The organism is Rhodococcoides trifolii (assembly GCF_014635345.1).
Taxonomy (GTDB): domain Bacteria; phylum Actinomycetota; class Actinomycetes; order Mycobacteriales; family Mycobacteriaceae; genus Rhodococcoides; species Rhodococcoides trifolii.
Genome location: NZ_BMCU01000002.1, coordinates 837,554 through 858,700 on the forward strand (window position 1 = coordinate 837,554; position 21,147 = coordinate 858,700).

The 21,147-nt window shown below is 65.4% G+C and carries 20 protein-coding genes; 15 read left to right on the forward strand and 5 right to left on the reverse strand.

From position 1 onward, the window contains the following. From IEW02_RS11145 to IEW02_RS11165, 5 genes are all read left to right on the forward strand, one after another. Nucleotides 1-1,521 (forward strand): aldehyde dehydrogenase family protein, encoded by a 1,521-nt coding sequence (locus IEW02_RS11145; protein WP_371829932.1) that lies wholly within the window; start codon nucleotides 1-3, stop codon nucleotides 1,519-1,521. 70 nt (nucleotides 1,522-1,591) lie between these two features. Beyond that, the gene (locus tag IEW02_RS11150) at nucleotides 1,592-3,124 is read left to right on the forward strand and encodes an APC family permease (RefSeq protein ID WP_188544837.1); all 1,533 of its coding nucleotides are present in this window, start codon (nucleotides 1,592-1,594) and stop codon (nucleotides 3,122-3,124) included. Then, on the forward strand, nucleotides 3,121-4,638 hold the full coding sequence (locus tag IEW02_RS11155) for a GMC family oxidoreductase (protein WP_188544838.1): 1,518 nt from the start codon (nucleotides 3,121-3,123) through the stop codon (nucleotides 4,636-4,638). The genes IEW02_RS11150 and IEW02_RS11155 overlap by 4 nt, the downstream gene beginning before the upstream one ends. Beyond that, nucleotides 4,635-6,548 (forward strand): putative nucleotidyltransferase substrate binding domain-containing protein, encoded by a 1,914-nt coding sequence (locus IEW02_RS11160; RefSeq protein ID WP_188544839.1) that lies wholly within the window; start codon nucleotides 4,635-4,637, stop codon nucleotides 6,546-6,548. The genes IEW02_RS11155 and IEW02_RS11160 overlap by 4 nt, the downstream gene beginning before the upstream one ends. Nucleotides 6,549-6,559: 11 nt before the next feature. Beyond that, nucleotides 6,560-7,354, forward strand: coding sequence for an IclR family transcriptional regulator (locus IEW02_RS11165; protein WP_188544840.1), 795 nt, complete (start codon nucleotides 6,560-6,562; stop codon nucleotides 7,352-7,354). Here IEW02_RS11165 and IEW02_RS11170 read toward each other — a convergent pair. After that, a complete protein-coding gene (locus IEW02_RS11170; protein ID WP_188544841.1) occupies nucleotides 7,351-8,016 on the reverse strand; it encodes an NADPH-dependent F420 reductase in 666 nt (221 codons plus the stop codon). The two genes, IEW02_RS11165 and IEW02_RS11170, sit on opposite strands and share 4 nt — an antisense overlap. 89 nt (nucleotides 8,017-8,105) lie before the next feature. Between IEW02_RS11170 and IEW02_RS11175 the strand changes: the two genes are divergently transcribed. Genes IEW02_RS11175 through IEW02_RS11200 form a run of 6 tightly spaced genes read left to right on the forward strand, consistent with a single transcriptional unit; the run spans nucleotide 8,106 to nucleotide 15,282 of the window. Continuing rightward, nucleotides 8,106-9,809, forward strand: a complete 1,704-nt coding sequence (locus tag IEW02_RS11175; RefSeq protein WP_308933173.1) for an AMP-binding protein — start codon at nucleotides 8,106-8,108, stop codon at nucleotides 9,807-9,809. A gap of 20 nt (nucleotides 9,810-9,829) precedes the next feature. Next, nucleotides 9,830-12,508 (forward strand): MGH1-like glycoside hydrolase domain-containing protein, encoded by a 2,679-nt coding sequence (locus IEW02_RS11180; protein ID WP_229745945.1) that lies wholly within the window; start codon nucleotides 9,830-9,832, stop codon nucleotides 12,506-12,508. Nucleotides 12,509-12,521: 13 nt separating this feature from the next. Then, nucleotides 12,522-13,631 carry an alcohol dehydrogenase catalytic domain-containing protein gene (locus IEW02_RS11185; protein WP_188544842.1) on the forward strand — a complete coding sequence of 370 codons (1,110 nt, stop codon included), beginning with the start codon at nucleotides 12,522-12,524 and terminating at the stop codon, nucleotides 13,629-13,631. A gap of 9 nt (nucleotides 13,632-13,640) precedes the next feature. Then, entirely contained in the window at nucleotides 13,641-14,387 is a 747-nt protein-coding gene (gene dapB, locus IEW02_RS11190; RefSeq protein ID WP_188544843.1) for a 4-hydroxy-tetrahydrodipicolinate reductase, read from the forward strand. Further along, nucleotides 14,384-14,845: a hypothetical protein gene (locus IEW02_RS11195; RefSeq protein WP_188544844.1), complete on the forward strand. Its 462-nt coding sequence runs from the start codon at nucleotides 14,384-14,386 to the stop codon at nucleotides 14,843-14,845. The genes dapB and IEW02_RS11195 overlap by 4 nt, the downstream gene beginning before the upstream one ends. Then, complete coding sequence (locus IEW02_RS11200; protein WP_188544845.1) at nucleotides 14,842-15,282, forward strand: flavodoxin family protein; 441 nt, start codon at nucleotides 14,842-14,844, stop codon at nucleotides 15,280-15,282. The genes IEW02_RS11195 and IEW02_RS11200 overlap by 4 nt, the downstream gene beginning before the upstream one ends. A gap of 1 nt (nucleotide 15,283) precedes the next feature. Here the strand turns inward: IEW02_RS11200 and IEW02_RS11205 are convergent, their stop codons facing one another. Beyond that, complete coding sequence (locus IEW02_RS11205; RefSeq protein ID WP_188544846.1) at nucleotides 15,284-15,874, reverse strand: class I SAM-dependent methyltransferase; 591 nt, start codon at nucleotides 15,872-15,874, stop codon at nucleotides 15,284-15,286. A gap of 126 nt (nucleotides 15,875-16,000) precedes the next feature. Here IEW02_RS11205 and IEW02_RS11210 point away from each other — a divergent pair, with 126 nt between their 5' ends. The 3 genes from IEW02_RS11210 (at nucleotide 16,001) to IEW02_RS11220 (ending at nucleotide 18,845) form a co-directional block, all read left to right on the forward strand. Continuing rightward, nucleotides 16,001-16,426 (forward strand): hypothetical protein, encoded by a 426-nt coding sequence (locus tag IEW02_RS11210; protein WP_188544847.1) that lies wholly within the window; start codon nucleotides 16,001-16,003, stop codon nucleotides 16,424-16,426. Nucleotides 16,427-16,526: 100 nt separating this feature from the next. After that, the gene (locus IEW02_RS11215) at nucleotides 16,527-18,458 is read left to right on the forward strand and encodes an HNH endonuclease signature motif containing protein (protein WP_188544848.1); all 1,932 of its coding nucleotides are present in this window, start codon (nucleotides 16,527-16,529) and stop codon (nucleotides 18,456-18,458) included. 75 nt (nucleotides 18,459-18,533) lie between these two features. Further along, the gene (locus tag IEW02_RS11220) at nucleotides 18,534-18,845 is read left to right on the forward strand and encodes a hypothetical protein (protein ID WP_229745946.1); all 312 of its coding nucleotides are present in this window, start codon (nucleotides 18,534-18,536) and stop codon (nucleotides 18,843-18,845) included. Here the strand turns inward: IEW02_RS11220 and IEW02_RS11225 are convergent. After that, a complete protein-coding gene (locus IEW02_RS11225) occupies nucleotides 18,819-19,115 on the reverse strand; it encodes a hypothetical protein (protein WP_188544849.1) in 297 nt (98 codons plus the stop codon). The two genes, IEW02_RS11220 and IEW02_RS11225, sit on opposite strands and share 27 nt — an antisense overlap. Beyond that, the gene (locus tag IEW02_RS11230) at nucleotides 19,094-19,438 is read right to left on the reverse strand and encodes a VOC family protein (RefSeq protein WP_188544850.1); all 345 of its coding nucleotides are present in this window, start codon (nucleotides 19,436-19,438) and stop codon (nucleotides 19,094-19,096) included. The genes IEW02_RS11225 and IEW02_RS11230 overlap by 22 nt, the downstream gene beginning before the upstream one ends. Before the next feature lie 29 nt (nucleotides 19,439-19,467). Here IEW02_RS11230 and IEW02_RS11235 point away from each other — a divergent pair, with 29 nt between their 5' ends. After that, a complete protein-coding gene (locus IEW02_RS11235; protein ID WP_188544851.1) occupies nucleotides 19,468-20,673 on the forward strand; it encodes a winged helix-turn-helix domain-containing protein in 1,206 nt (401 codons plus the stop codon). On the opposite strand, the gene IEW02_RS11240 is transcribed toward IEW02_RS11235, so the two are convergent. Beyond that, a complete protein-coding gene (locus IEW02_RS11240; protein ID WP_188544852.1) occupies nucleotides 20,655-21,098 on the reverse strand; it encodes a hypothetical protein in 444 nt (147 codons plus the stop codon). The two genes, IEW02_RS11235 and IEW02_RS11240, sit on opposite strands and share 19 nt — an antisense overlap. Nucleotides 21,099-21,147: the final 49 nt, after the last annotated feature.

Genomic DNA, 21,147 nt, shown 5'->3' on the forward strand with positions numbered 1-21,147 from the left:
GTGACACCCACGTTGGACACGGACAGGCTGTTCGGGACGGTTCAGTACATCGACGGCAGCTGGAGAGCGTCGACGTCCGGGGAGACGCGGGAGTTGATCGACCCGGCGACGGGTGACGTCATCGTGACCGTCGACGAGGCATCCCCGGCCGACGCGACCGCCGCGGTCGCCGCCGCACGTGCAGCGTTCGACGGTGGTGAGTGGCCGGCGACGCCGATGGCCGAGCGCACCGCGCTGCTGGCTCGGATCGCCGATCTGCTCGAGCGCGACAAGGAAGAACTGTCGCTGATCGAGACGCTGGACACCGGAAAGACGTTGCCGGAGAGCAGAATCGACATCGACGATGTGGTGTCGGTGTTCCGGTACTACGCCCAGTTGGCCACCGTGTCGCCTGATCGGGTGGTCGACGTCGGCAATCCGGCCGTGATCTCGCGGGTGGTACACGAGCCCATCGGGGTGTGCGTTCTGATCGCCCCGTGGAACTATCCGCTGCTGCAGATGTCGTGGAAGGTCGCTCCGGCGTTGGCCGCCGGCTGCACCATGGTGCTCAAGCCCAGCGAGGTGACTCCGCTCAGCACCATTGCGTTCGTGCGCCTCGTCGAGGAAGCGGGCGCACCGGCAGGAGTGGTGAACCTCGTTCAGGGCAGCGGCGCCACTCTCGGCAGTGCCCTGACCGACACCGGCGACGTCGATTTCATCTCGTTCACCGGCGGGCTCGCGACCGGTCGCATCATCCTCGAGACCGCTGCGAAACACGTCACCAAGGTGGCCGTGGAACTCGGCGGAAAGAACCCGCACATCGTCTTCGCGGATGCGGTCGCCACCGCCGAAGGAATGGACGCGTCCGTCGACCAAGTCCTCACTGGGGTGTTCCTGCATTCGGGTCAGGTCTGTTCGGCAGGGACACGACTGATCGTCGAGGAGTCCGTTGCCGACGAGTTCGTCGCCGAGTTGGTCACGCGCGCCGAGGCCATCCGGATGGGCCCCGGACTCGACGACGCCAGCGAGACGGGACCGCTGGTGTCGACGGCGCAGCGAGAAAAGATCGAGAAGTACGTCGAGTTGGGAAAGTCCGAGGGCGCGACGCTTCTGACCGGAGGTACCCGGCCGTCGGACCCCGCCTTGGCCGACGGGAGCTTCTTCCTGCCGACCGTGTTCGACCACTGCTCGCGCGAGATGCGCATCGTGCAGGAGGAGACGTTCGGTCCGATCCTGACTGTCGAGCGATTCACCACCGACGACGAGGCATTGCGCCTCGGCAACGACACCGAGTACGGCTTGGCCGCGGGAGTGCGCACTGCCGATCCGGCGAGGGCCGAGCGCATGGTGCGCGGTCTGCGCCACGGAACGGTGTGGCTCAACGACTTCGGTTACTACACGGCCGCGGCGGAATGGGGCGGATTCAAGAAGTCCGGCAACGGGCGTGAACTCGGCCCGACCGGTTTGTCCGAATATCAGGAGACGAAACATATTTGGAACAACACGACGTCGCCGAAAGCGGGGTGGTTCGGCGCGTCCTGACCCTACGATCGGCTCACCGCTGCAGCGTCGGAGCAGGTGATCACGCGGCACCGTACAACCGGAGGTAGAAGTGACCACGACCAACGCAGGCAACGACGGCAGCAGTGGACTCGACGATTTCGGGTACAAGGAATCGCTCGACCGAAGTCTCGGCAAGTTCGCGAGTTTCGCGGCGGGTGTCAGCTACATCTCGATTCTCACCGGCACGTTCCAGCTGTTCTACTTCGGTTTCGGAACGGCCGGCCCCGCCTACCTGTGGTCCTGGCCCATCGTGTTCGTGGGTCAGATGGCGGTGGCGCTCTGCTTCATGGAACTCGCCGCCAAGTACCCCGTGGCCGGGTCGGTCTACAACTGGGCCAAATTGCTCGGCAGTCGCATCGTCGGCTGGTCGTCCGGGTGGTTGATGCTCACCGCATCCATCGTGACGCTCTCTGCCGTCGTTCTTGCCCTGCAACTGAATCTGCCCCGTCTGTGGAGCGGGTTCCAGATCATCGGTGACGGCACCGGCGACACCGACTTCGCCGCCAACGCAGTGCTACTCGGCGCCATCATGATCGTGTTCACCACGGTCATCAACGCGTGCGGCGTCAAACTCATGTCGAGGATCAACAGCGCCGGAGTGTTCATCGAGCTCATCGCGGCCGTACTCATCGCGATCCTGCTGGCGGCCAACATCACTCGCGGACCCAGCGTCTTCTTCTCCACCAACGGATACGGCGCGGGGGAGAGTTCGGGCTACCTGGGCGCGTTCCTCGTCGCCTCGCTCGCGTCCGGGTACGTCATGTACGGATTCGACACCGCGAGTTCGCTCGGCGAAGAGACCGTCGAGCCGCGTCGCACCGCCCCGAAGGCGATTCTGCGCGCCATCCTCGCGTCGTTCGTCATCGGCGGCGCCATCCTGGTGTTCGCCATCATGGCCGCACCCGACCTGAACGATCCCGCCCTGGGCGAGCAGAGCGGCAACCTGCAGGGAATCGTCGAAGCGGTCATGTGGGGACCGCTTGGCACGATCTTCCTGATCTGCATCGGCGTAGCGGTCACCGTGTGCTCGCTGGCCGTGCACACCGCCGCCATCCGACTCACCTTCGCCATGGCGCGAGACAACGCACTTCCGTTCGGGGAGAAGCTCGCTCGCGTGCACCCGAGGTTCCAGACCCCGGTGGTCCCGGCCGTCGTGATCGGGCTGATCGCAATCGTCATTCTGGTCATCAACATCGGTCAGCCGCAGATCTTCACGGTGCTCACCTCGATCGCCATCATCATGATCTACCTGGCCTATCTGATGGTGACCGGGCCGCTCCTGAAGAAGCGGCTGCAGGGGCAGTGGCCGCCGAAGGACCTGAAGGAGGGTGGCTACTTCACGATGGGCCGGTGGGGTCTGCCGGTCAACATCTTCGCCGTCGTGTGGGGCGCCGGGATGGCCCTGAATCTCGCGTGGCCGCGCGAGGCGGTGTACGGAACGCCCTGGTACAACACCTGGGGAGCGTTCGTGTACATCGGTGTGATCCTGGGACTCGGTTACCTCTGGTACTTCACGGTCGGCAAGAAGAACATCGGTACGCTGAAATCCCATGCAGTAGAGGCCAAGGAGACAACGGCGTGACCGAACGCACCTTCGATTACGTCATCGCCGGTGGCGGCACCGCAGGGTGCGTGCTGGCGGCACGGCTCAGCGAGGACCCGTCCGTCACCGTGGCGCTCGTCGAAGCCGGCCCGACCGACGTCGACAACAAGGCCATCCTCGAACTGTCCGAGTGGATGCACCTCCTCGACTCCGGCTACGACTGGGACTACCCGGTCGAGCCGCAGGAGAAGGGCAACAGCTTCATGCGGCACGCCCGCGCCAAGGTGCTCGGTGGGTGCTCGTCGCACAACTCCTGCATCGCCTTTCATACGCCTGCCGAGGCGCTCGACGACTGGGAGGCGATGGGGGCCACAGGCTGGGGAGCCGAGCAGATCCTGCCGTTCGTCGATCGGGTCGCGGGCACGGTCCACCTGCGTGACGTACCGCCGCTCGACCCGTGCGGCACTGCCGTCATCGAATCTGCTGCGGGCGTCGGCCTTCCGACGGTGCAGTTCAATCGCGGCAGTACGGTCCTGAACGGCGCCGGATGGTTCCAGATCAATGCGTCCGACGACGGTCTGCGCATGTCCACCTCGCACGCGTATCTGCACCCGATCCTGGGGACACGGTCCAACCTGGAGGTGCTCACCGATTGCTGGGTGAGCGAGGTCCTGATCGACGACACGCTCACCGCGACCGGTGTGCGGTACCAGCGTCCCGACCTCACCGGTCACGACACGGCCATCGCCCGACGCGAGGTCATCCTGACCGCGGGTGCCATCGACACGCCGAAGCTCCTGATGCTTTCCGGCATCGGGCCCTCGGTTCATCTGCGCGAAATGGGGATTCACGTTCGGGTCGACTCGCCCGGAGTCGGCGCGAACCTCGACGACCACGTCGAGGGCTTGGTGTTCTGGGAAGCGTCGAAGCCGATGGTCACCACCTCGTCGCAATGGTGGGAGATCGGTCTCTTCGCCACCACGCAGGACGGTCTGAACCACCCGGACGTCATGATGCACTATGGCAGCGTGCCGTTCGACATGAACACGCTGCGGTGGGGTTATCCCACGACCGACAACGGGTTCTGTCTGACACCCAATGTCACACAGGGGCTTTCGCGAGGGACGGTGCGGTTGCGGTCGCGCGATTACCGTGACCGCGCGAAGGTCGATCCTCGGTACTTCACCGACTCGGACGGGCACGACGATCGCGTCATGCTCGCGGGCCTCAAACTCGCCCGTCGGATTGCCGATCAGCCACAGTTGAAGGAGTGGGTTGCACGCGAACTCGCGCCGGGGCCGGACGCGGTGACGGACGACGATCTGCTCGACTACGTTCACAAGACGCACAACACCGTCTACCACCCGGCCGGCACGGCCAAGATGGGAGCGCCGACCGACCCGATGGCGGTTCTCGATCCGCAACTCCGAGTCAAAGGCGTCCGCAATCTTCGCGTGGTCGACGCGTCGGCGATGCCCAAGTTGCCCGCCGTCAACCCGAACATCACCGTGATGACGATGGCCGAGCGATGCGCGGATCTGGTGCGTGAGTGAGTGATACGGCCGACTTTCTCAGCCGACACCCACCGTTTCAGACGCTGACCGAGAGCGAGCTGCACGAGCTCGCCGAGTCCGCGACGACCGAGCACTTCCGGTCGGGGGACACCATCGTCGGCCGGGGCGTCGATGACGTCGACGCAGTGTGGATGGTGCGGTCCGGAACCGTGGCGCTGCTGCATCCCGACGATGCCGAGGGATCTGCGCCACTCGACGTCGTCGCCGCGGGCGGGTTGTTCGGATTCTCGGCGCTGCTGTCCGATTCTCGAACGGTATTCGTGGCCCGTGCGCTCACGGACGCAGTCGTGCACCGGCTGCCGGGACACTCGGTGCGACCGTATTTCGCGCGACCGGCGGGAACGAAGTATCTGGCTGGGGTGATCTCCGCGTCCTTCGGTGGCCGACCGCTCGACACCCGACCCCGCGCCGCACTGCCCACCGCAGCGGGCGATCCGGTGATGGGACGTTCCGACAGCGGCTCCGTCGGTGCCCTGGTCCGGCCGCAGCCGGTGACCGTCGATCCGGGCACGTCCATCCGCGATGCGGTGTGCACCATGACCGAGCTGGGCAGCTCCTACGTCGTCGTACCGCTTCGACACGGGCGATTCGGCATCTTCACCGATCGGGATCTGCGCACCCGCGTCGTCGCCGCGGGGGTTCCGGTCGACGCCCCCGTGGAACGCGTGATGAGTGCCCCGGCCCGGACCGTCGACCCCGATCGCACCCCCGCAGGTGTCCTCATGGAAATGCTCGAGCTCGGGGTGCGGCACATGGTCGTCGTCGACATCCGTGGTGGTCTGGTCGGAGTGGTCGAGAATTCCGAGCTGCTGTCCGATTCGACCGCGCAGAGCTTCTCACTGCGCCGGCGCATTGCGATGTCGACCTCGGCCGAGGCGCTCGTGTCCGCGAGCACCGGAATACGGCCGCTGCTGATCGACATGTACAGCACCGGGACCGCAGCGAGCGCTGCGAGCGGCATCCTGTCGGTCGTCGTGGACGCGGTGGTGCGCCGGGCCGTCGAGATCGCGCTCGTCGACCGCGGCGCCCACGACCCGATCGACGCCCGTGACGTGGCCTGGCTCTCGCTCGGCAGCGTCGGCAGGCGGGAGGCGATGCCGTCCTCCGACGTCGACAGTGCTCTCTCCTGGGCCGATCACCTCGCCGGGCGCGAGGCAGACCTTCGGGCTCTCGCAACCGACGTCCACCGCATACTCGACGCGTGCGGACTGCCGGCGGACACCAACAACGCCGTGGCGAGCAGCGTTCGGTTCTCACGGTCCTCCAGCGAGTGGCGCGTCGCGGCCCGTGAGTGGCTGAACGACCCGTTGGGAGACCGGGGAATCATCATGTCGTCCCTGTTGGTGGACGGCCGGGTCGTCTGGGGGAACGCCGATCTGCACACGGTCCCGGAGTCCTATCGTTCGATGGCCACCGACTTTCCCGAGGCGCTGCGGTTGCAGTTGCGAGAGGCGTTGGCGACACGGGCGCGAGTGCGATCCTTGCGTGACGTACTGGCTCGGCGAGGAAACACCGTCGACCTCAAGACGCACGCAGTGGCTCCCATCGTCAACCTCGCACGCTGGGGAGGGTTGAGTGTGGGCGTCGCGTCCGCGTCGACACCCGCTCGACTCGCCGCGGCGGCCGGCAACGGAATGATCGGCACCGAGGACGCGCGGGTCCTCACCGAAGTCTTCGAGCTGTTGCAGCGTCTTCGATTCGCGCATCAGGTATCTCAGATCGAGCAGAACCACATTCCGGGCGACGTCGTGGTCCTGACCGAACTGACCCCGCTGGAGCGGAGCGTGCTGATGGATGCCATCCGCGAAGTCGCGTCCGTGCAGAAGAGAGTGGGGTACATCGCCGCCAACTCAGGAGTGCCCATGCCGGGTATACCGGGCGGTAGTTAAGCTGAACCGCAATGCACCCGACCACGACCACCCAGACACCCGCGGAGCGCGGGGGCGCCGCAGTCCAGTCCGTCGATCGCGCTCTGTTGGTCCTGGAGATCATCGCCCGGCACGGAAGTGCGGGTGTCACGGCCATCGCGGACGAGCTCGGTGTGCACAAGTCCACGGTATCGAGGCTGATCGGTGTCCTGGATGCGCGCGGCTACGTCGAGCAGATGGGCGAACGGGGCAAGTACCGGCTCGGATTCTCGATCGTGCGCCTGGCCGGGTCGGCGACGGCACAGCGCGACCTGGCCCGGCTCGGACAGTCGATCTGCGACGTTCTCGCGGACAAGGTCGGCGAGACGGTGAACCTCGCGGTACTCGACGGGGACAGGGCCATCAACGTGGTCGAAGCCCGATCGGAGTCCGAGGTCGCGTTGCGGACCTGGGTCGGTCAGAGCAGCCCGGCGCACGCAACGTCGAGCGGCAAGGTTCTACTCAGTGGACTCAGCGCAGAAGACCTTCGGGACAGACTGAACCACCGCCTCGAAACGTTCACCGAGACAACGATCGGAACGTTGGGTGCGCTGGAGAAGGAACTGGCCTCCATCCGCGACAGCGGGTGGGCATCGGTGCACGAGGAACTCGAAATCGGGCTCAATGCCGTGTCGGCACCCGTGCGCGACCATACGTCGGATGTCGTTGCGGCACTGAGCGTGTCGGGCCCGTCCTACAGGCTGCGCCCCGAGACCTTCGCGGAGGTCGCCGCGGAGGCACGGGGCGCAGCCGACGAGATCGGTCGGAAATTGGGCTACGTCGGTTAGCTCGCGGCACGCCATTCTGCGGTGCGTTCCTCGGTGGCCTCGGCCAGCGCCTTCTCCGCGTCGTCGCGTCCGAAGTCCTTGCCGTAGACCGGGGTTCCGGGTTGCTGACGCCACGACTGCGCGAGTGATCCGCCGTCGACCGGGTCGAATCCGAGCTCGTCCACCAGCTCGAACACCACGTTCTTCTGGGGTCCGTCCTCGCCGGCAACGGGGAGTGCGATGCGGTCGGCCGATCCGGCGGGCTTCGCACTGTTCAGAAGATGCTTCCACCAGATGCCGTTGAACACCTTGTAGACCGGTGCACCGATCTGCTCGGAGACCCACACGCTCTCGGCAGTGCCGTTCTCGATCGCGTCGATGGCGCCGTCGCGCTGCTGCGGGTAGTAGTTGTTCGTTTCGATCACCGGCGCACCATCTTTGCGGGCGTCGACGATGCCGTCGGCGAGGTCCGGCACGTTCTTCTGCGGAATGCTCAGAATCACCAGGTCGGCGTCGGCTGCAGCGTCCTTCGCCCACACGGCGGTGGCGCCGGTTTCCGTCGACAGTTCCGCCAGGGTCTCGGGGCTGCGGGAATTCGAGACGCGGACGTCGTGGCCGAGCGCGGTGAGTCGCCGGGTCAGTGTGCCGCCGATGTCTCCTGCGCCGATGATGCCGATCTTCATGATGAGCCTTCTTTCGATTAGCGGAGCGTACTAGTCGGCAACCGTGGGGCTGATGGGGAAATTCCGAGCGTGGCCGTAGGGTCTGATTCATGACGCAGATCACACCGGCCTACGACGCCTTCCGCGACGCCCGCGACCGACTGCTCGCCTCGCGCGACGACTACGACACTGCCGTACGCGAATTCGTCTGGCCCGAGGTAGGCGAAACCTTCAACTGGGCGGTCGATTGGTTCGACCGCATCGCACGCGGGAACGACACCACGGCGCTGTGGATCGTCGAGGAGAACGGCGACGAAGCGAAGTACACGTTCGACGAGATCGCGCACCGCTCCGATCAGGTGGGCCGCTGGCTCGAGCGCAGCGGCATCGGCAAAGGCGACGCCGTCATGCTCATGCTCGGCAATCAGGTCGAGTTGTGGGAGTCCATGCTCGCCGTCATGAAGCTCGGCGCCGTGCTGATGCCGACCGCAGCCGCCGCGGGTCCAGCCGACTTGACCGACCGGGTCACCCGGGGTGGCGCCAAAGCTGTCATCGTCGGATCGGCCGACACGGCCAAGTTCGACGACGTGCCGGGCGATTTCCTGCGGATTGCGGTCGGCGCCTCCGTGGACGGATGGGTCTCCTACGGCGATGCGTCCGACGTGACCGACCCCACTCCGTTCGAGACCGTAACCGCTGCAACGGATCGGCTCCTGCTGTACTTCACTTCGGGTACGACGAGCCGGCCCAAGCTCGTCGAGCACACGCAGGTGTCCTATCCGGTCGGCCATCTCACGACGATGTACTTCCTCGGCGTGAAGCCCGGAGACGTGCACCTCAACATCAGCTCGCCCGGGTGGGCCAAGCACGCGTGGAGCTGCTTCTTCGCGCCGTGGATCGCTGAGGCGACAATCTTCGTCTACAACTACTCGCGGTTCGACGCCCCGTCGCTTCTGAATCAGATCCGGCGGGCGAACGTCACCACCTTCTGCGCCCCACCGACCGTGTGGCGCATGCTGATTCAAGCCGACTTGTCCGGTGGGCCCGGCGTGCTGCGTGAGACAATCGGCGCGGGGGAGCCGCTGAACCCGGAGGTCATCGGGCGTATCCGCAGCGAGTGGGGCCTGACGATCAGAGACGGATTCGGGCAGACCGAAACCACCGCTCTGGTGGCGAATTCGCCCGGCTCCGAACTGAAGTCGGGGTCGATGGGCCGGCCGCTTCCCGGTGTGCCCGTCGTCCTCGTCGATCCGGCCACGGGCGAACTGGCCGACGAGGGGGAGATCTGCCTCGACCTCACGGTTCGGCCGCTCAACCTGATGACGGGGTACGTCGGCAATGCCGAACGCAACTCCGAGGTGATGGCCGGCGGCTACTACCACACCGGCGACGTCGCCTCGCGGGATGCGGAGGGCTACATCACCTACGTCGGCCGTACCGACGACGTCTTCAAGGCGTCCGACTACAAGGTCTCACCGTTCGAACTCGAGAGCGTACTGATCGAGCACCCCGCCGTGGCGGAGGCGGCAGTGGTTCCTGCTCCGGACGAGACCAGGTTGGCCGTCCCGAAGGCGTACATCGCGCTCGCCGCCGGATGGGAACCGAACGAGGACACGGCGTTTCAGATCCTGAAGTACGCGCGCGAGCACCTCGCACCATACCTACGTGTCCGTCGAATCGAGTTCTACGAGCTGCCCAAGACCATGTCCGGGAAGATCCGACGGGTCGAGTTGCGGAATCGCGAGTTGGCGGAGTCGGCAGGCATCAGCGGAGAATATCGAGACGACCAGTTCCCCGCGCTGCGAGGAAACTAGCCACCCGTCACACTGTCTCGGTGACCGACGAGACGCCAGTGGAGCATCCCACCGCAGAACACGCCCGCCTCGCCGAATCACCCGGCGTTCTCGGGGCCTGGCGAACCTGGGGTCCCTACCTGTCCGGTCGGCAGTGGGGCACCGTGCGCGAGGACTATTCGGCCGACGGCAACGCCTGGGATTCGTTTCCTTTCGACCACGCCCGATCGCGGGCGTACCGCTGGGGAGAGGACGGGCTGGGCGGAATCTGCGACCGGTTCGGATTCCTCAACTTCGCTGTTGCGCTGTGGAATCGGAAGGATCCGATTCTGAAGGAACGACTTTTCGGTCTCACCAACGGGGAAGGTAATCACGGGGAGGACGCCAAGGAATACTGGTGGTCCATCGACGGCACCCCGTCCCACAGTTGGATGCAGTGGCTCTACCGGTACCCGCACGCCGAGTACCCCTACTCCGAGCTGCGCGCACAGAGTGCCGCCCGCGGACGCGACGACCGTGAGTTCGAATTGGGCGACACCGGCATCCTGGCCGAGAACCGGTTCTTCGATGTCCAGATGACCTACGCCAAGGCATCACCGGACGACGTCTGCATCGTCGTCGACGTCACCAATCACGGGCCGGAGTCCGCGTCGGTGGATGTGCTTCCCCACCTGTGGCTGCGCAACACATGGTCGTGGGGGCGCGACACCCGTGGCGGGTCCATCCGCGACATCACGAACGGCCTCCTCGTCAGCGGCCTCGCCGCGGTCGAGGTCGAGCACGGATTCCTCGGCCGCTACTTCCTCGCCGGCGAGAGCAACCCCGAACTGTTGTTCTGCGACAACGAATCCAATCTCGTCGACCTGTTCGGCGAGGAGGCAAATCTGTCTGCGTACACGAAGGACGGGATCGACCGGTACGTCGTGGCGGGCGAGGACACCGTCAACCCGGACGGAGTCGGTACCAAGGCAGCGTTCTTCTACCGTTTCGACGACGTCGAACCCGGCGGTACGCGCCGCATCCGCCTGCGGATGACGACCACCGTTCCCGACAGCGAGACCTTCGGGTCGGGCTTCGACGCGGTCCTGGCCGACCGGCACCGGGAGGCCGACCACTTCTACGATCACGTGATCGGTCCCGAACTCGGCGAACAGGACCGACACATCGCCCGCCGTGCCTACGCAGGTTTGCTGTGGTGCAAGCAGCTGTACCGGTACGACGTCAATCAGTGGCTCGAGGGCGACCCGGTGGGAGCGCATGCGCCCGACTCGCGCTCGGGTCCCAAAGCGCGCAACGCCTCGTGGTCACACCTGTCTCTCGCCGACATCGTCTCGATGCCGGACGAGTGGGAGTACCCGTGGTTCGCAGCCTGGGACCTCGCGTTCCACGCCATCCCGCTGGCTCACGTCGATCCGGACTTCGCCAAGGAACAGCTGGTACTGATGTGCCGGGAGTGGGCGATGCACCCCAATGGCCAGTTGCCGGCGTACGAGTGGGAGTTCGGAGACGTCAACCCACCGGTTCACGCCTGGGCCGCGTGGCAGGTGTACCGCATCGACGGGCACCGCGATCGCAGCTTTCTGGTCCGGGTCTTCACCAAGCTACTGCTCAATTTTTCGTGGTGGGTCAACCGCAAGGACGCAGAGGGGTCCAACCTGTTCGAGGGCGGATTCCTCGGGATGGACAACATCGGACTGTTCAACCGGTCCGATCCGCTGCCCCCCGGATTTCGACTCGAGCAGTCCGACGCCACGAGCTGGATGGCGTTCTACTGCCAGCAGATGCTGAAAATTGCTCTGGAGCTGGCCCGATACGACTCGGCCTGGGACGACGTCGCGACCAAGTTCTTCACGCACTTCCTGTCCATCGCGAACGCGGTCGGGTCGTTCGGATCGGCGCACACCTCGCTGTGGAACGAGGAGGACGGCTTCTTCTACGACGTGTTGGTGCAGTCGAACGGCGAAGCCCTCCCCATGCGGGTGCGTTCCATGGTCGGCCTGCTCCCGATCCTGGCGGCGACCGAAATTCACCCGTGGGTCGCCGAGGAGTGCCCGGACCTGATGTCGCGGTTCCGCTGGGTGGCGCGCCGGCGACCGGAGACGATCAGTCCCATGCTGATTCGCAATTCCGGCGGCAAGGTCAAGACCATGCTCAGTCTCGTCGAACCCGACAAACTGCGGCGCATTCTCGAGCGGATGTTCGACTCGGAGGAGTTCCTGTCGTCGTTCGGGATCAGGTCGCTGTCGGCGTCGTACCGCGACGGCATGACGATGGATGTCGACGGTCGCAGCCTGTCCATCGGCTACGAACCGGGGGAGTCGCGTACCGGAATGTTCGGTGGGAACTCGAATTGGCGTGGGCCCGTGTGGTTTCCGGTCAATGTGCTGCTCGCGGACAAGATTCGGGCGTACGGCCGCTACTACGGTGACACCTTCACCATCGAGGTGCCCACCGGTTCCGGCAACGTCGTCACGCTGCGCGAGGCGGCCAACATCATCGAGCGTGGACTGGCCGATCTGTTCCGGACCGTGAACGGAAAACGCCCGGCCGACGGGGACCGTATCGAGTCCAGTGACGACCCGTTGTGGTCCGCGCATCCCACGTTCAACGAGTACTTCGACGGCGATACCGGCGAGGGTCTCGGTGCCAGTCATCAGACGGGATGGACGGCGCTGGTGGCGCATCTGCTGAACCCCTCCCTCCCGTCGCATCAGAGGTAAGTACGTTGGCATCATGAAGATCCGCGGCGCAGTTCTGGAGGAGATCGGCCGGCAGCGTCCGTTCGCCGATTCCCGGCCCATCACCGTCTCCGATCTCGAACTCGACCCGCCGGGGGAGAACGAGATCCTGGTCCGGATCGAAGCGGCAGGCCTGTGCCACTCGGATCTGTCCGTCGTCGACGGCAACCGTGTCCGACCGGTCCCGATGCTCCTCGGTCACGAAGCCGCGGGCATCGTGGAGCAACTCGGATCCGGAGTCGACGACGTCGAAGTCGGCACGCGCGTCGTCATGACGTTTCTGCCCCGCTGCGGTGATTGCCCGGCTTGCGACTCGAACGGGCGCATGCCGTGCGTCAATGGCAGCGCGGCCAACAACGAGGGCACCTTGCTGGGCGGCGGCTTGCGACTGCACCGTGACGGCAACGAGGTCAAACACCACCTCGGTGTGTCCGGCTTCGCGACCCACGCCGTGGTGGACCGTCGCTCCGTGGTCCCGGTGGGGTCCGACGTCCCACCTGCCGTGGCAGCGGTACTGGGGTGTGCGGTGCTGACCGGGGGAGGCGCGATCCTCAATGCCGCGCACCCGCAGCCCGGAGATTCGATCATGGTGGTGGGGCTCGGCGGTGTAGGCATGGCCGCAGTCCTCACCGCGGCATCGCTCGGACATGGTGACGTGATCGGGGTCGACTCCGTACCGGAGAAGCTCGTCACCGCCCGCGAACTCGGTGCCACCCGGGTGTTCACCCCGCAGGAAGTTGCCGACCAGGGCATCCGTGCGACCATCGTGGTCGAGGCCGCCGGCAACGCCCGCGCATTCGAAACTGCCGTTGCGGCAACCGCTCCCGGCGGAACGACCGTCACCGTCGGACTTCCCGCACCCGACGCCCGATCGTCCATCTCGCCGCTGGGACTCGTGGCGGAGGCGCGCACCATCGTCGGCAGTTACCTCGGCTCCGCCGTACCGGCGCGCGACATCCCGCGGTACGAGCAGATGTGGCGCGACGGCAACTTCCCCGTCGAGAAGCTCGTGTCCTCGACGATCACACTGGACGAGATCAACGCCGGAATGGACGAGTTGGCGGACGGACGAGCCATTCGTCAGGTGATCGAGTTCGCCGATTAGGCTCTCGTCGTGACTATTCGTGTCGGAGTATTGGGATCAGGCGGCAAAGTCGGACAAGCAGTGAGCGATGCCGTCCGAGCCGCGGCGGATACCGAATTGGTGGCGGAAGTCGACAAGGACGATGCACTGTCCACGTTCGTGGACAGTGGTACCGAGGTGGTTGTCGACTTCACCCACCCCGACGTCGTCATGGACAACCTGCAGTACCTGATCTCACAGGGAATCCACGCCGTCGTCGGGACCACAGGGTTCGACGACGCTCGACTGGACACGGTCAGGTCCTGGCTCGCGGACTCACCCGAGACGGGCGTGCTGATTGCACCCAACTTCGCCATAGGCGCCGTGTTGTCGATGAAGTTCGCGCAGCAAGCCGCACGATTCTTCGACTCGGTCGAGGTGATCGAGCTACACCACCCGAACAAGGCCGACGCACCCTCCGGAACCGCCTACCGGACGGCAGCGTTGATCGCCGAAGCGCGCAAGGACGCCGGAGTGGGCCGCAGTCCCGACGCCACGACCACCGAACTCGACGGAGCTCGCGGCGCCGACGTCGACGGTGTGCGAGTGCATTCCGTTCGCTTGGCGGGTCTCGTCGCGCACCAGGAGGTGCTACTCGGAACTCAGGGCGAGACCCTCACGATTCGGCACGACTCGATCGACCGCACCTCGTTCACTCCGGGTGTGCTGCTCGGAGTCCGGGCCATCGCGTCGCGCCCCGGACTCACCGTCGGTATCGAACCGTTGATGGATCTGTGAACCGCACCGCCCGCGTCGTCGGGATCATTGCCGTTCTGGTCGCCGTGTTGGCGTTCTATTTCATCCTGCTCGGCAGGCGCGGAATCGAACTGATCCAGTCCGGTGGTGTGGTCGGAATCGGTTTGGGAATCGGTGTGATCATCTTGCCGATCATCGGCGTGTGGATCGTGGTGGCCACTCTGCGCGCGGGATTCGCGCACCAACACCTCGCGCGTCGGATTCACGAGGAAGGCCTCGACCTCGACCCGTCCGATCTTCCGCGGCGGCCGTCGGGACGCATCGAGAGAGCGGCCGCAGACGAGCTGTTCGCGCAGGTGAAGTCCGAATGGGAAGCCGACCCGGACAATTGGCGAAACTCGTACCGTTTGGCCAGGGCCTACGACTACGCGGGTGACCGCGGCCGGGCGCGCGAAACGATGAAGCGTGCGGTCGATCTCGAGCGTGACGAACGCGCGTGACGGCCACACTCCTGGTTGTCCATCACACCCCGTCACCCCCGCTCGCCGACGTTCTGGACGCCGTCCTGACCGGCGCTCGGGACCCGTCGATCACGGGTGTCGACGTGGTGGTGCGGCCCGCCCTCGGTGCGTCCATTTCGGACGTCCTCGCCGCAGACGGCTTCCTGTTCGGGACGCCGGCCAACTTCGGCTACATGTCCGGTGCGCTGAAGCACTTCTTCGACACCGTCTACTACCCGTGCTCGGGCGCCGTGGCCGGGAAACCGTGGGGCGGATGGGTGTACGGAAACAACGACACGGCGGGCGCAACCGCGTCCATTCAGCGGATCGCCAGGGGGTGGGGGCTGTCACAGGCGTCCGAAGTCCTCGAGTTGCAGTCGGTCGATCGTGAGAGGTGCCTCGAGCTGGGTGGGACGCTGGCTGCGACGTTGATGTAGGTCACCGTCGGCGGGCTCTGACCACCACGTCGTGCAACTCGGCCTCGTGCGCTTGGCGACTGGTCTCCCGAGCTGTCACGATCTCCCACTCCGCCGGGTCGAGGAGCGCCGTGATGCCGGCGGCGGTGGCGGACGCGGACTCGGGTGGCTCGTGGTCGCCGTGATGGCCGTGATGCAGGTGGCCGACGATCAGCAGCGTGCCGGCGGGAGCGACCCAGGTCGCGAGCCGATCGTAGAATTCGAGTTGCGGCATGGCGGGATGCGCATAGTGGGTAGTCACCAGGTCGAACGTGCCGTCGGGCCTCCAGGTGGACAGGTCCGCCTCGACCCACTCGATGTCCAGGCCGCTCGCTCTGGCGGATGCGTGGGCCAGTGCGTCGGCGGCAATGTCGGCGCCGGTGACTCGCCACCCCTGCTGAGCTAGCCAGATCGCCTCGGTTCCTGCGCCGCACCCAGCCTCCAATGCGGTGCCGGGCGTCAGCTCGGCGACTTCGTGCATCAGGTACGGGTTGGGTGCGCCGTCGGCCATCGCGGTGCCGCGCGTGCTCTGCCAAATGTCGTCCCAGTACTTCTTGTCGAACGAGTGCGTCATGGGCTCATGGTGACCTCGGGTCTGTCGATTTGGCAAGTTAACTTGCTGAACCGGCAAGTTCGAGTCGTTACCCGACCGAAGCGTGTTTTTTATCGGACCGGAAGGTCTGTGTTCTAGCGTCCCCTCATGCACATCAAACGGGTGATCGTCGTTCTGGCCGTTCTAGCGGCCTCCCTCGGATTGGCCTCTTGGCCCGCGTCGGCCGAACCGACTTCGGTGGCCGCGCCGCCGTCCACGGAATTCCTTTACACGACCAAGGCCGGCGGCGAGATGTACCGCGTCTTCACCGTTGGCAGTGTCGAGGACTTCTTCACCACCGACCGGGCCATCGACACGCAGCCGGGCGGGGAGATCCGTGCCGTCAAATACGGCAATGCGGCTCCCGCGCAATGGGACTACTACCGAGTCATCGGTGATACGTACTGGATTCTGCAGGGTGTCGTGTTCCTCCCGCAGCCGTTGTGCGCGTTCGGACACTGCCACCAGGTTCTGGCCAATCAGAGTACGGGCGGGAACTATCCGGGGACGGTGGATTTCTTGGCGCCGGCGTAAGTCCATGCACACGGGTACGACATACTTGATCTGTCGTATTCTGTTGCAGTAGTTACTCTTTGGGTTGCGAGTCGGATCCAGACCAGCTAGTATGGAACACATGTTCGAACCGGGGGGTTCCAGTGGTGTCTTGGGTGCGGTCAAGTCCGCACCGGAGCTGACCGCTGCCCTGTCCCACGCCCAGGCCGAGGTCAACCGCCTCGACGCCGTGCGGGTGCATCACGCTTACGACTTCCTCGATCTGCGCTTGAGCGCGGAGATCGACCGTGAGGCGCGCAGCGGAGACGGTGACCATGTGCGGGCGTCCCGAACCGCCGCATGCGACGTGTCGCAAGCTCTGAACCTGTCTTTCACCGTGGCGTCGACCATGATCGACGCCGGGGAAGAACTCTGGCACCGGCTTCCCCTGATCGATACCGAATTCACAGCAGGGACATTGGATTTGGCTCGGATCAAAGTAATTACCGGCGTCCTCCGTCAGGCGTCCGACGACACCGTCGCCGTACTCGAACCCGACGTTCTCGCAGCGGCTCAGCTGTACAACCCCAAATCCCTGCGCGACACGATCTGGGAACTGTGGTTCGACCACAACCCGGACGAAGCTGCAGAGGTGCGAAAGCGAAACCTGCGCAACAATACTGGGGTCCGTCGCTCGAAGAGACCTGACGGTGGCGCCGACGTGGTCATCACCACCGACGAACACAGCGCCGACGAGTTCGTGGCTCGTGTCGCCGAGATAGCCGACACCGTTTGCAAGAACGACACGCGTTCCAAGGGGCAGCTGCAGGCGGCCGCCGTGACCGCGATGGCGCAGGGAAATACTGCCATCGGCTGTGCGTGCGGACTCGCCGATTGCCCCGTCAAGGATGTCGACATCGTTCCGCCTCCGGCGAAGCGAATCGTCGCGCACATGGACATCGAACTGCTGCTCGGCCTGACCTCGAACCCGCCGACCCTCGCCGACGGAACACCGTTGCCCCCTGACATCGCGCGGTTCATCGCATCCGATGCTCAATGGCAGCTCATCCTGACCGAGATGGTCGAACTGGCGGCGCCGGAAATCGAGCGTCGGGCCAACGGCGCGCCGTCGGAACGAGAGGAGTCCGACGACGACGTCGATGCGGTGGCTGACCAGTGCGGGCCCAACGACGCAGACGACCAGGTGTCGGAGAAGCCGGCGAAGACACCGACACCTCCTTCACCCCCGCCCTGCCTGAAACGGGTGCGCGTCATGCGCCGTCGCAGTCGAACGTACGAACCGCCACCACTTCCGGACCCGAGTACTGAACAGCCGCACCGCCCACGCCTTCGCGGATGGCACGCCGCGCTGCTCGCGCACATCGATGCCCAGCTCGAGGGAATACGGAAGAACCCTGCGCTCGCGCTCGGCGTACACCCCGACGGGCACGGCGGATACACAGTTCCACCCACAGGGGCGCTCAGCTACAAACCCACCGTCGAAGTTGCGGCCTTGGTGCGTGCTCGCTATCGCACCTGCACCGCGCCCGGGTGCATGAGGCCGTTCGACGATTGCCAGCTCGACCACGTCGTCGAGTTCGACCACGACAACCCCCTGAACGGCGGGTGGTCGATCGTCGAGAACATCCAACCTCTGTGCCTGGTGCACCATCAGGCGAAGACCGAGAAACGATGGCGTGCCTCGCTTCTTGCCGGTGGGTTCGTGTGCTGGCGTCTCGACACCGGGGCGGTTCGAATCACCGCGCCCTCACCTGCCGTGGTTGCGTTGGCGAACCTCGCATTCGACGACCCCGCGGTCTCCGAGCCCGATCCTGAGCCCAACGGACCGTGGAGGCGGAAACTCTCGACTCCGTTGCCGGACGACATCGACGCCCCGACCTGGTGGGAGAAGCACCATCTGCACCACGAGGCTTGGGAGCATCTCACGTTGTCCGCGATTGCCCGACTCAAGTCATCCGAGCATCGCGATACGGCCAGGCGGCTGCGGAACAAATACCTCGAACACAGGGCAGTCCTGCGTGCGCGGTATCTAGCGAAGCCGCCGCCGTTCTGACGCTCGGTTTTGTCGGCGATACTCGACCGGTGTTCGCGCTCATCGTCACCGGACCACCCGGGTCCGGGAAAAGCAGTGTCCTGTCCAGCGACGGTCTGCGTCACAGCCACGATCGAGGACAATGACTACCGGGCGGCGCGGATGGCCGCGCTGAACGCCGACCACACCATGCTTGTCCGCCTCGAGGCCGAGCCCGACACCTTGCAGCGACGCATCAGGGACCGGGAGCCGGCCTCGTGGTCGGGCCTCGACGACTTGGTCCGGAACGCCCGCACTCTTGCGGACACGATGGTGTTGCTGACTAGGGTCGATCTCGTCATCAGCACGGAAGGTCGTGAAGTCGACGATGTGGCGAGCGAACTACTGTCGGCGCTTCGTGTCGGCTGACGCTATCCGTGTCATGTCGTAAACGTAGGACCGATCACCCTTGTAGCTCACCCAGACACCCTCGGGCGGCATGTCACTCGTCCCCGCCTCGGTGAACGGCCGGCTCGAGACGGTGCCGTCCCCGTCGCACACCACCCACCCGAAGTCGGGGAGCCGGCGGCACCACACGTCGAGGTCGACGCGCTTGAAGGCATGCGCACCCTCCGACTCGAAGGTGTACCTCAGGCCGTCCCCACGCCGCACGAAAATCAGACGTGCACCACGCACCATTCGTTCCCCTCCGGATCGAGCAGGACCTGGAACGAACCGGCGGTGTCGGAGTGCACGTTCCCCACCCGGACTGCACCGATAGCTTCGGCGGCCGAGGTTGCAGCCGCGATGTCGGTGACATCGACATCGAGGTGCAGGCGGTTCTTGATCGACTTCGTTTCGGGCACCCGCTGGAACGCGATGCGGTGCGTTCCCGGTGGATCGACGTAGTGCCAGTCGTCGTCACGTCGATGCGGCTTGCCTCCTAACACCCCGGCCCAGAACTCCGCCAGCACTGCAGGGTCGTTGCAGTCGAACACCACTTCGTCCAGTCGCCCGATCATGGCGGCGATGTTAGTGGCACCCTGAGTACGTGCGAGAGATGACGGCCGACGCTGCTCGGCGCATTGCCGTCGCCGCGCAAGGTTTCGGTCAGAAGCCTCCAGTGAAGGCGGACCGCCGCGCGCTCGCCAAAGTGCTTGCCTCGACGCAACTTCTGCAGATCGACTCGGTGTCGGTGGCCGTCCGGGCGCATTACGCACCGATCTTCAGCCGGATCGGGCCGTACGACCGGGACCTTCTCGACACTGCGACGTGGGCTCACACCGCTCGTAAGCCGCGGATGTTGGTCGAGTACTGGGCGCACGAGGCGGCGCTGATGCCGGTCGAGGACTGGCCGTTGATGAAGTGGCGAATGCGCAAGTACGAGAACGGTCGGTACGGCCACGCCCATCACGTCACGGAGCGCAATCCTCGGTTGGGACAAGACATTCGCGCAATCATCGACGAGGTCGGGCCGTCGAGTTCGGCCGACCTCGAGAAGTTGCTCGGGATGCAGCGAACCACCAAGAAGGGCCCGTGGTGGGACCCCACCGACGTGAAGGTGGTGTGTGAGCAGTTGTTCGCGTCGGGCCGTCTGTCGGTGGAGCGGAGGGTGGGTTTCGCGCGGCAGTACGAGCTACCCGAGAAGGTACTCCCGGCCGGACTGGCGAGCACAGATATGTCCGAGGGCGACGCAGTCCGAGCGTTGGTCGCGAAATCGGCTCGCGCACTGGGCATTGCGACGGAGCCCGACCTGCGTGACTACTACCGTCTGAAACGAGAGCAGACCACTCCCGCGATCGTCGACCTGATCGACGACGGCGTCCTGGAACCGGTGACGGTCCGCGGGTGGGGTAGTCCGGCGTACCTGCACGTCGACGCGACGGTTCCACGCAAGAGTGTGGGAGCAGCGCTGCTGTGCCCGTTCGATCCGCTGATCTTCTTCCGTACGCGCACGGAACGGATTTTCGACTTCCATTACCGCATCGAGATCTACACGCCCGAACCCAAGCGGCAGTTCGGCTACTACGTCTTTCCGTTCCTGCTGGACGGTGAGTTGCGCGCACGAGTCGACATCAAGGCGGACAGAGCAGCAAACGCGCTCAGGGTGCCGGGTGCGTTCCTCGAAACCGGTCACGATCGCGGGGTGGTCGTCCCGGCCCTGACGAACAGTCTTCGTGAGATGGCGTCGTGGCTCGGTCTCGACGACGTGATCGTGGGGGAGAGGGGCGACCTCGCTCAGTTCTTACGCAACTGATCGCGAAGTGCCCCCTGCATGGCTTTCGACATCCATGAGTTGAGCGACATCCCGTTCTGCTGCGCCGCTTCCTCGGCGCGGGACTTCATCTGCTCGGCAAGGCGCAGGGTGACGCGGCTGATGTCGCCGGCAGCGTCGTCGAACGCGGTTCGGGGGTCGACCCGTTCGTCGGACATCCCGGGCTCCGCGGCCACGACGTCGACGACAGCGTCGGCTCCGGACAATCGCACGTGGACGGAGATTCCGTCGGCCTGATTCGACACCTCGGCGGCCATGTCGGCCAGGGCGGCGAGCAGCATCAGCCGAGCAGAGTTCTGCGCTGCTACCCCGAGAGCAGCCGCCACGTTCTTGGTCTGCTCGTCGCCCAATGCGGCAGCAGCGACGAGGTCGTCGGACAGGCGGGCGGTGTATGTGTCCAGGTTCATGACACCACTGTGACGTCACAGATGACATCAGTCAACTGTCACAGCGATG